General features: G+C 40.9%; 6 protein-coding genes and 1 tRNA gene. All 7 read right to left on the bottom strand.

Features of this window, described 5'->3' with window-relative positions:
- Positions 1-14: 14 nt before the first annotated feature.
- On the bottom strand, positions 15-1148 hold the full coding sequence (locus OC25_RS00190; protein ID WP_039470494.1) for a glycoside hydrolase family 88/105 protein: 1134 nt from the start codon (positions 1146-1148) through the stop codon (positions 15-17).
- On the bottom strand, positions 1148-3313 hold the full coding sequence (locus OC25_RS00195) for a glycoside hydrolase family 43 protein (RefSeq protein WP_082018457.1): 2166 nt from the start codon (positions 3311-3313) through the stop codon (positions 1148-1150). Before OC25_RS00195 ends, OC25_RS00190 begins: the two co-directional genes overlap by 1 nt.
- 14 nt (positions 3314-3327) lie before the next feature.
- A complete protein-coding gene (locus tag OC25_RS00200; RefSeq protein ID WP_245221820.1) occupies positions 3328-4569 on the bottom strand; it encodes a BNR repeat-containing protein in 1242 nt (413 codons plus the stop codon).
- A 222-nt stretch (positions 4570-4791) separates the two neighbouring features.
- The gene (locus tag OC25_RS00205) at positions 4792-8838 is read right to left on the bottom strand and encodes a hybrid sensor histidine kinase/response regulator (RefSeq protein WP_082018458.1); all 4047 of its coding nucleotides are present in this window, start codon (positions 8836-8838) and stop codon (positions 4792-4794) included.
- A 130-nt stretch (positions 8839-8968) separates the two neighbouring features.
- Complete coding sequence (locus tag OC25_RS00210; RefSeq protein ID WP_052265841.1) at positions 8969-10621, bottom strand: arylsulfatase; 1653 nt, start codon at positions 10619-10621, stop codon at positions 8969-8971.
- Between the two features lie 167 nt (positions 10622-10788).
- Positions 10789-10859: transfer RNA gene (locus tag OC25_RS00215), tRNA-Cys, on the bottom strand.
- Between the two features lie 173 nt (positions 10860-11032).
- Positions 11033-11314 carry an Rdx family protein gene (locus OC25_RS00220; RefSeq protein WP_039470502.1) on the bottom strand — a complete coding sequence of 94 codons (282 nt, stop codon included), beginning with the start codon at positions 11312-11314 and terminating at the stop codon, positions 11033-11035.
- Positions 11315-11646: the final 332 nt, after the last annotated feature.

An 11646-nucleotide genomic window follows, 5' to 3' on the forward strand; every position in this document is an offset into this window, starting at 1 on the left:
ATTGCTAATAAGAACTATTTGGTGTTTGATAAATAACGGTACATTTCGCAGCCGGCCAGTAAAAATGCGCCTACGCCAAAATTAGCTGTAGAATTGGCATCAACTACCTGCCCCGGAATGGCCTTTTCGCCAATGGGTTGCACATAGCCCAGTTTCCCGTCTTGCTGTAAAGCCGTTTTAGTAAGGTAATCCCAGCCTTTTTTAGCGGCAGGTAAGTAGGTCTTTTCTTTTAAATAACCATTGTTGATTCCCCATAATAAACCGTAGGTAAAAAATGCGGTACCGCTGGTTTCCGGTCCGGGTGCATGAGCTGCATCGAGGATGCTCCTTGTCCAGTAACCTTCGGCCTGCTGACTTTTAATGATGGCTTTGGCCATATTTGTGTATTTGCTTAGATATTCGGCACGGTGCGGATCGTTTGCAGGCAAATCTTTCAAAACCTTTGCTAAACCGGCAAATACCCATCCATCTCCCCTCGCCCAGAAATCTTTTTTACCGTTTACGCTTTTGTGTTGCGGGTAAACATATTTGGCATCGCGGTAGTAGAGTTTCTCTCCTTTATCGTACATAATGCTGTTGGCATACATAAAGTATTCGTAAAGCTTATCTGAATATTGTTTGTTACCGGTAAGCTTGTACAATTTGGTCATTACGGGCATTACCATATAAAGTCCATCGGCCCACCACCAGTAATCGTTATTTGGTGTGCTCATTTCGTACTCCATTACTTCCTTAGCCCTGGCAACTTTATAAGCTTCGGGTTTAATGTGGTATAAATCGATATAGGTTTGAAAACAGATTTGCCAGTCGCCAAAGAGCACATATTCATCTGTTTCGCCATATTTATATTTCCACTTGGTCTTATCAGTCGATTTTGCCCCCATCCATTTATTGTGTTCGGCCCAATCTTCGGAGTATTTTAGGTAGGTTTCATTTTTAGTGAGTGCATAAAGCTCCATATTACCGGTGTGGTAAGCGGCATGATCCCAAAAGGCGCGTACCTCCGGTTTATTGTTAGTTTGCCAGTATTGGTTCGCCAGGTTAATTTTGTCCAGGACATCTGCTTTAGATTGCGCATAGGCTGTCATCGAAAGCAAGGCTAAGCAAAGGGCTGAAAAAACTGATTTATATAATTTGAATAGGTTCATTATTTTACTGGTTTTATTCCTGTTAAAGTAGGCTCTACGGCTTTAATGGTTCCATCGGCATTAAATTCCATTTTATCGATACAAACTTCGCGGTTGTAGCCTGCGGCATCGCCCATGGTAATTCCTTTTGGCCGGTTAAAGCGGTGGTAAACCATATACCACTCATCTTTACCAGGTACCTGGATTACGCTGTTATGCCCGGTACCATAAAGTCCTTTTTCGGGTCTTTTAGATAGGATAAGGTTATCGTTGGGGATAATCATTTTCCCATCAAACGAATCGGAATAACCATAGCGCACGCGGTAATTTTCGCTCCGGGTATCATCTTCCGACCATAGGAAATAATATTTTCCGTTACGGTAAAAGACTTCAGTGCCTTCGCGGAAACTGTTGTTAGGTGTAATTACCCGGATGGAAGTGGTATCAATAGAAAGCATATCGTCGTTTAACGGCGCTACTGCCATGTGCCCGTTACCCCATAAGAGGTAACTTTTTCCGGTTTTGGGGTCGGTAAAAACATCGGGATCAATTTCCTGACCACCACGCGTACCTGCAGGCCTTTTCGAAATTAAAGCCTTGCCGCTGTCTTTGAATGGTCCGGCGGGATCGTCTGCAACCGCTACCCCTATTTTTTGCGCAGCTGTAAAGTAATAGAAGTATTTGTAGCTGCCATTTATCTTTTTCTCGGTAATGGTAGGCGCCCAGGCATTCTTTTTGGCCCACGAAACATCTTTTTCCAGATCGAGGATTACGCCCTCATCTTTCCAATTGACTAAATCAGTTGACGAAAAAGTTTTAAAATAAGTACCACTCCAACCGGTAAACCCATCGCTGGTGGGATATAAATAGTACTTTTTGTTTTTGTTTGAATAAAGGATTTCCGGATCGGCATAATACCCGTTTAAAACCGGGTTGTGATCTGCTGATACACTAACCGAATAACTTTCAGGAGCTTGATTGCCTACTTTAACCGTATATTTTACAGGTCCTTTGCTAAAATCTGCATTCCCCACAGGTAAAACTGAAACGCCAAAAGCCGTTGAAAACTGTGGATTGAAAGCTTTTAGGCTGGTACCTGCCTGAACAGGCAAATAAACGGTTTTGGTCACCGAATCGACTACAATATTGTGCTGCTTTATTGCTTTGTTACCAACCTTTTGCAATACCGCAGCAGGATTATACCACTGGGTTAACAATCTATTGGCTTCTGCCTGTGTAATGGGTAGAACGGTACCATGACGGGGATGAAAATCCATCGTGATATCCTGATCTACTACGGTAAAATGCTCCAGGTCGGTACTTTTGGTAAACTGGTAGCGGCCTTTCATATACACATCATACATCAGGATGTAGCCATCGCCATGATTCAATTTAAATACACCCGCTCCTTCTACCGCTTCGGTAGTTTGTTGTAAATACCTATCCTGAAGTTTATAACCGCCAGTTAATTCATCAGAAACAGCCTTTTTTATGCCATTGCCATTTCCTTCGGTTTTAAAAAACAGGTTGTATTTGCCTTTTTCGTAAATAATATCGCCATCAATACAAGAACCATTTGTAGGGCTGAAAAAAAGCTGTTTGGGCTCAGTTTCCAGATCGGTAAAAGTGGCATTGGCGTAAGCATAATAAATTTTATCAGGATCATTACCATGCTTCATCGACCAGTACACCATGTACTTTTTAGCTTTGGCATCGTAAATGGTTTGTGGTGCCCATACCCTCAACAGGTTTTCGTTGTTTGGAAAACGCTCCTGAATATTTACAATACTGGAAGTCCAGTGGATGAGATCAGTTGATTTTAACAGCACCATAGCCCGATTGGAATTCCAGCCTTTTGCCGAAACCATATCGGTAGCTACCATGTAAAAGGTTTTGTTATCGGCCCCACGCAAAATATGCGGATCGCGTACACCACCGGTACTGCTTATTTTCTCGGAAGAAATTACAGGATTGTTGTTATTCAAAGCGCTGTAATGGTAGCCATCGCTGCTAATGGCGAAACGTATGGCTTCTTCTGCTTTGGAGTTGCCTGTAAAATAAGTAAATAGATAGGCCGTGTTTCCGTTCGTGTCAGAACTTTTTTTAGCTTGAGCCAGCACTGTACCTTCCGAAACAAAAAGCGTTATGGCCGTAATAGCAAGGTATTTAAAAAAAGGATGTATCATATTCAATTGCTTCACTATTTGTTATTCGGTTTCCAATCTAGTACCTGTATAGCCGTTGGCGCCTGGGCAGCTTTCCCTTCGCCATCAACCTGGGTTACATTTTGCAAAAACAGGCTTAAAATGCCTTTACTCTTCCAAAGTTCGGTATCGTAGGTAGGTTCCCAATCACCCACGCTGGTATCTGTAAGGTCTTTAATTGTCCATTTATCAGTGCCTAAAGTATTGTTCAAAGCTATTGAAGCCTTATTTCCGCGTTCTGCATCTCTAAACAACAGACCTGCAGCATAATTTTTCCCTTTTGACCAAACAATAATTTGCGGGCGCGAAATGGGAATCTTTTTGGTTCCGCCCCCACTTAAACTGAAAGGCGTTTTCCTGAAATGAAGTGCACTCACTTTCCAGGTATTTTCTGTTTTAAAAACGAGGTGATATTGTGGAATTGTTTCATCGGCTTCGCGCCAGTAAGCAGCTATAAATACCTTACCCTGTGCATCGGCAAACATTGAAGTCTGGTTAATGAGTTCGCTTTTTTGCGGAATGCGCAGCGCATACTCTGCATTTGAAGCAGTAATAGGAAGGGTATATTTTTCATTGGTAGATTTTAACCAGGTTAGGCCACCATCGGTAGATTTGGCATAAGCTAAATCGTGGTTACTGGCCACATCAGGGCTTTCGCGCCATACCCAGGATAAATGAATGGTACCGGCCTGATCTACAGCCACCTGCCAGTAAGCATTGCGCTGACCTTCGCCATCAATCATTCCGTCTTGTACGCGCGTCCATTTTTTGGTTTTTAAACTGTAGCGGTTAATCATCAGGTTTCCATTTCCTGATCCACCATCGCGGTAAAAAAACAATAAATCGCCATTGGCCAATTTATAAAATTCGGGATAACTGACCTTATTTTCTTTTGCCGAAACCATAGGCTGTTTATCGCCCATCATTAATGAACCAGCCGCTACAGATCTGGCATAATTTAAATTGTTATTGTGCTGCCCCCAGGCCAGGTGCAGGAAACCATCCCCATCAACCATGATACTGATTGATTTATGGGCATCGCCGGCATCACCTTTATAAGCGGTTCTTTGCACTTCCCATTTTTTACTACCTGCTTTGCGGCTGGCCAGTACAACGTATTGCTCATTATCATAATAAGCGCTGTATTGGATATTTTTAAAGCTAACCAGCGAATTCTTGCGAAAAATAACTGTATTTACCGAATTATTGGCCCAGCCGTTACCGGCAATAGTACTCAATTGCGTTTCTTGTGCAACACACTTAAGGCTTACAAGGAAGCATAAATAGATAAAAAGTATATTTTTAAAAGGCGCTTGGTACATAATCAGATTTAGGCTGCTCAGTTTTATTTGGTAATGCCGAAGTACCGATTTTTTTAAGCTTTAAACAGGGGGCTAAATCATACTTTGAAGGGGGCGTTTTAAGAAAAACATGCTTTAAAATTCAAATTAGCGTAACTTTTATGTGGTAGCGTTAATATTATAGTATTTATGGAAACTTTTACGGTGCTTTTTAATAAACTCTGAAGGAGTTAATTTAAAGAGCTTCTGGAACTGTTCTCTAAAGTATTTGCTATCGTTGATCCCCACCCTGAAAGCGGCTTCGTTAATATTTAAATTGGTGTTAATTAAAAGTTCGGCTGCCTTACGCAAACGGATAAACCTGATAAAACCATTAATGCTTTGCCCTGAGGTAGTTTTAATCTTTTTGTAGAGATTAGAGTGGCTCATCCCCAGATCGGAAGCCAGCGTTTTCACATTAAAGCTATCTTCCATTAAATTTTCTTCAATAATCGTGATACATTTCTGCAAAAAGCCCTTATCCTCCTGCGATACCTTATGGGTATCAGATTTCAGCGTGATTTCGTTATAAAAATACGACTGTAAATTGGTATGATTCTTAATGATACTGTTGATTTTAGCGGTAAACAACTCTTTATCAAAAGGCTTACTGATAAAATCGTAGGCGCCCACCTCAATTCCTTTGAGCTTAATTTCCGGGCTCGGATCGCCGGTTAGCAAAATTACGGGAATGTGGTTCAATGCCGAGTCATCTTTAATGGCCTTACAGAGCTCAATTCCGTTAAGTCCATCCATGTTTACATCAGAAATAACAATATCAGGCAGGTATTCTTTGCATAAACGCAAACCATCAAAACCATTTTCGGCCCTGTAAACCTTAAAGCTATCCTGAAAAATATGTTTGATGTAATCGATAATCTCCGGATTATCATCAATAATCAGAATAGAATGCAGATCTGAGATCAATAATTCGAGGTTGCCTACATTTTCGGTTTCGCTATTTTCAATTTCTTCTTCCTGGGCAATCAGCTCGTTTACATAGGTAAGTTCGTTCTGTAAAGTACTGCTGTGTTGTGGTAAATGCGCCTCGCCAACAGGAATATCGACCAGAAAGGTAGTACCCATGCCCGGATTTGCACTGAAAGAGATTTTCCCCTTGTGCAGCTCGACAAAGTTTTTGGCCAAATAAAGCCCAATACCAAATCCCATTTTTAGCGATTCGTTGGTCATTACCTTATAAAACTTATCAAAAAGCTTCTCGCCTACATCAGCCGGAATACCCGGACCACTGTCGCGCACCTCAATTTGCACCCGCGTGCCATCGGTTTTAACGCTAAATTTAACGTAACCACCTTTAGGGGTAAACTTAAGTGCGTTAGACAGGAGATTAAACAATACGATTTCGAGTTTATCCTTATCTGCGTAAATATCCTGCTCCTCGTCTTCGCATTCAAAAATATAATTGATGTGGTTATTCTTGGCCAGATAGTTAAAGCATAAGAAAATTTCGTTGGTAAATTTATACAGGTTAATCCGAACAACTTTAAGGATATCGTTTTCACTTTCTGTTTTCCTGAAAAGCAACAACTGATCGACCAGGCTCAGCAAACGCCTCGAATTGCGGTAAACCACGTTGAGATCGTTTTTTTCCTGTCCGGCTTCTTTTTTGTACAGGATATCTTTAATCGGGTTAACAATCAGGGTTAATGGCGTTCTCAACTCGTGCGAAATGTTGGTAAAGAAACTGAGTTTTTTCTCGTTCAGGTCTTTTTCGCGCTCCATTTTCAGGTTGGTAATTTCTACCTCATGTTTCAATCTACGCTGGCGGTTACGGTAGGTCTGGAAAAGGTAAAATAACGATGATCCAATGATTAAATAAATGGTATAAGCCCACCAGGTGCGGTACCAGGGCGGCAAAATGGTAATGATTACTATTTTTTCGTTGTTGCTCCAGGCGCCTTCGGTATCGGTACTTTTAATGTGCAGCTTGTACTTTCCTTCATTTAAGCGCGAATAGTAGGCTGTACTTAGCTTATTTACGTAGTTCCAGTCACGATCCCAACCTTCCAGGTAATAAGCGTAAGAAATCTGATCCTGAAAAGAAAACTCTACCGCAGCATAATCAACCGAAATTACGGCTGAATTGAATGGAATAGAAATGCGCTCAAGGTTAACGACCGAAACATTTCTATAGTTGGAATCCTGATCGAGCGGCACGTTGTTGATCCGGAAATCGGTAAGCACTATTTTCGGAATCCGCTTATTCTTTTTAATGCTATCTGGCGAAAACAGGTTAAAACCACCAATACCACCAAACAAAAGGTTTCCGTTTGATAATTTTAAGGCTGCATTGTAATTAAATTGATTGCTCTGCAAACCATCTGTTGCATAATAGTTTTTAAAAGTATTGTTTTTAGTATCAAATTTAGAAAGGCCATTGTAGGTACTGCACCATAAATTGCCTTGCTTATCTTCCAGAATATTTAATACCGAATTGCCCGGAAGGCCATCGCGCTGAATGTAGCGTTTTATTTTTTGCGTTGCGGGATCAAAAAGCAGCAGTCCTCCACCCTCTGTACCAATCCATAACTGATGGCTGGCGTCTTCATGAATGGCCCTGATGGCAAAATTGATTTTAAAATATTCGTGTTTTTTATTTACCGGGTCGATTTTAATCAGCTCCGTGTAGTTACCCCCCCAAAGCCTGCCTTTCGAATCTTGCAAAAGTGTATGAATGTCTTTAAGACGGTTATCAAAAAGGTCAAATTTATCGGTTGCTTTATTGTAACGATACAATGCCCCGCCTTTGGTTGTACCGGCCCAAAGGTTTTGCTGTTTATCCTGGTACAATTTCCAAAGGTTAACTTCCTCAACACCTTTTACTGTGTTGTAGCAGGTGTAATGGATAAATTTACCCCTGGCCTTGTCAAAACGATCAATTCCGCCACTAAAAGTCGCTACCCAGGTATTGTGATTGGCATCATTTAAAATACTGGTTACAAAATTACTGGTTAACGAACCCGGATCAGCAGTTTTTGCATAGTTGGTAAAGGTATTCTGCTTTTGGTTCCACACACTTAAACCTCCCCCATCGGTACCAATCCAGATGTTTTTATTTTCGTCTTCACTAAAAGAAAGCACGAAATTATTGATGAGCGAATTGCTTTTTAAAGGATCGTGTTTGATGGTTTTAAACTGCTCGTTTTCCTGATCGATAATATTTACTCCACCCCGTAAAGTAGCAATCCATTTGCGCGATTCGTGATCTTCGTAAACCTGCGCAACCGAATTACTGCTCAGCACGTCTTTTTCTTTTCCAGCTGCCAGGTAGCTCGTTTTCTGGCTCCTGGTATCGTAAATGGTTATGCCGCCACCATCTGTCGAAATCCAAAGCTTTTGTTGCTTATCAAGCAACAATCCCATAATATTTTCGTTGGCCAAATGCTGATTAAACCGGCTTAAACTGTTGGTAGCTTTATTAAACTGAAAAAGCCCGCGTTCAGTTCCTATCCACAAAGTCTGGTTAGCCCCTTCGGCAATACTGGTTACTGAACGCAGTGTGGAATTAACTAAACTAATCGCATTTTTAGCGGCATCAAACCGGCATAACCCCACATCTTTAATAAAAAGCCACAGGGTTTCCTGATTATCCACATATAATGCTTTTACGGTATAATTCCTGTTTTTACCAAAAGGAATTTGTTCGGCCAGCTGACTATCCTTTTTAAGTACAAAAAGCCCTTTTTCATCGGTAGCAATATAAACAGATGTGGTTTTGCTTACCGCAATGGCATTAATAGAATAGCCAACCTCGTTTCTTTTGCCTTGCTCCTGATAAAATAGCTGATGAAATTTTGAATCAGCATAATCATAATAAGATATTCCTTTTTGCGTGCCCACCCAAATGCGGTTTTTCTTATCACCATTAAGTACGGTAATGTGGTTGTTAACCAGCGAATGCTCATCGCCCCAGCCATTTCTAAAGATCTTAAAATGGTAACCATCGTAACGGTTCAGGCCATCATAAGTGCCCATCCACATAAAACCAAAACCATCAAGGTATAAAGAGTTTACTACGTTGTTCGATAGCCCGTTTTCTACCCCTAAATATTTAATGGTAAAAGCAGGTGTCTGCGAAAAGCAAACACTGATATTTAGCCATAAGCAAAATATGGAACATACAATCGTTTTATGGATAGGGAACATAGAAAAATCAGTACCTGGATATACTTGGCAGGAAACGAATATACATATTTTCCTAAAAAGCCCAGTATTTGCCCCTATTTTGCGCTGTATGTTAATCCATACACAGGCTACTTACAAATAGGTGTCCAGGTTAAATTCCTGTCTTTGGTGCTTTCCGCTTTCCTTCCCTGATTTTAATGACTTCGCTATAAGGAATCACCCCGACGTATCTCGCCCAGTTTTGGTAAGCTGTGCTTAATTCGGCAACTTTTTGAGGCATGGCCGCTGCCAGATTGTTCAGTTCTGAGCGGTCTTTACTGATATCGTACAGCTCCCATTTAACTGGTTGCCCGGCGTGGTACTCACTTACCAGTTTCAGGTTGCCCTGCCTGACAGCTGCATTTCCTTCGTGTTCCCAGAAAACAGGCGCTGTATGTACGGGTAATTCCTTTCCATAAATGATGGGCAGCAAACTTTTTCCCTGCAAAGGAACAATCTCATTACCTTTATAGGTTGAAGGATATTGAGCTTTACTTACGTCAACAATGGTAGCCATAATATCGGGTAAAAAGCCATACTGATCGGTAAATTTACCCAAACGGCCCTGAGGAATGGCCTTAGGCCAGTGTACAATAAGCGGCGTGCTGATTCCACCTTCGTGAACCCAGTGCTTAAATTTTTTGAAAGGTGTGTTGGAAACATTGGCCCACGATTGACCATAACTGAGCAAATACCCCAGTTTCGTACCAAGGTTTTCGGGTAAACCGCCACCAAGCAGGCCACCTTCTGCACATGCACCATTATCAGAAAGGAAAAAGATAAGTGTATTGTCTAACTCGCCCGAAGCTTCAAGTTGCTTAATTACACGGCCAATGTTCTGGTCCATCCGATCAATCTGAGCAGCATAAAGTGCCATGCGGTGATCCATTTCGTCTTGTTTGGCTGGCGATAACTCATCCCAATCGGCACCATCAGCATCGCTAAGCCCCGCGTTTTGATCAATTACCCCTAAAGCTTTCATCTTTTCGTAGCGGGCCTGACGAAGCGCTTTCCAGCCCTTTTTATATTGGCCACGGTATTTCTTCACATCAGCTTCCAAAGCATTTAAAGGCCAATGCGGACTGGTATAAGCCAGGTACATGAAGAAAGGTGCTTTACTTTCCTTTTTATTTTCGTCCAGAAATTTAACCGCATAATCGGTAATGGCATCGGTTAGGTAGAAATTTTCTCCCTGAGGCTTTACTTTTTCATTCATCAGCATCAATCCACGTCCGCCCGCAGGATTAAAGTAATTGGTTGCCCCAGCCAACAGTCCATAATATTTATCGAAACCTCTTTGCATTGGCCACCGCTGTTCGCCATGATAGCCCACATGCCATTTACCACTCATTAAAGTTTGATAACCTTTTGTTTTCAGCACTTCGGCAATGGTTACGCATTTATTGTTTAAGCTGCCCTGATAACCCGGCAGGTTATAATTAAAACTGGTACTGTCTTCCGGATCGTTAGACATGTGCCCGATGCCCGCCTGGTGTGGATATACGCCGGTAAGCAAAGATGCCCGCGTTGGGCAACACCGTGCATTATTGTAAAATTGCCTGAAACGGATACCATTTGCAGCAAGTCGATCTAAATTTGGGGTGGCTACCTCGCTACCATAACAACCAATATCGGCAAAGCCCATATCATCGGCCATAATGAGCAAAATATTTGGTGCTTTTGCAGGTGCAGAAAAATGGGGTTTGGTTCCACTAAAAAATAACAGTAAAGCGAAGCAGCTAAAAACGGAAATCAACTTATTCATAATCAATGGTTAGCATAGGGCAGCAGAAGCAATTCTGCGGGTTAGGTATTTTTTCTGATTTAAATTTGAGGATTTATTTCTTAGCAAATCATAAAACTCTTGTTACCAAAACACTAATAAACAAAAAACTCAATTGTACATTGAGCTTTTTGTAAATCTAAAACCTGACGTCATGAACGGGTTCGAACCGCTGTAAAAGGTTTTGCAGACCTCTGCCTAACCACTCGGCCACATGACTTTCTATTGTCGGGATGCATTAAATAACATCGACAATTCAAATATATACAAAATCTATAGAATTACTATACTTTTTTATCGAAAATATTTTTATGCTTATAGAGAGATCATTTTTTAATCTAGTTCTGCTATAAAGAAAGGCTTAACTTATATTCGGTTATTTCTGATAAACAACTACTTAACATCCGAATGACCTAAACTCATTTCGGGATTTACCTCATCGCGGATTAACTGTTTCAGTTCTTTAATTTCCGGAAAACGCTGCATCTGCTTTCTATCAAAGATCAGCTTTTCGCCAACATATACTGTAAAAACACCCGATGTTTCACTCGGTAACAACGTTACTCCCTTTACCTCATCAACAAAAGTGGTTAAAATTTCTTGCGCCATGTAAGCCGAACGCAACATCCAGCCACATTTAGGGCAATAAGTGATATGTATGAGTGGTTTGTCCATTTTATTTTTTTACAAGGGTAATAAAAAATATGCTTGAACAATAATGCTACCGTCTTTTTTCCCGGTCGGGTTTGAAAATGAAATAAAAAACAATTACTCCTCCCAATAAAAATACTATGCCTAAAATAAAGTTCAACCGATCATCCATCCTTAAACAACAGCCATTATAACAAATGGTTGGCAAAAACATACAACCTGTACAGCTATAAAAAACATGGATTGAACAAAATGAACTAAACAAATTAAATCCCTGATCGTTAATTTTAAAAAGAAAAGGATAACTACATCCATAGCTATCCCTTTCCAATTACTCCCGTGTTAGAGGAATTAGT

Origin of the sequence: Pedobacter kyungheensis, assembly GCF_000812965.1 — a bacterium.
GTDB classification, from domain to species: Bacteria; Bacteroidota; Bacteroidia; order Sphingobacteriales; family Sphingobacteriaceae; genus Pedobacter; species Pedobacter kyungheensis.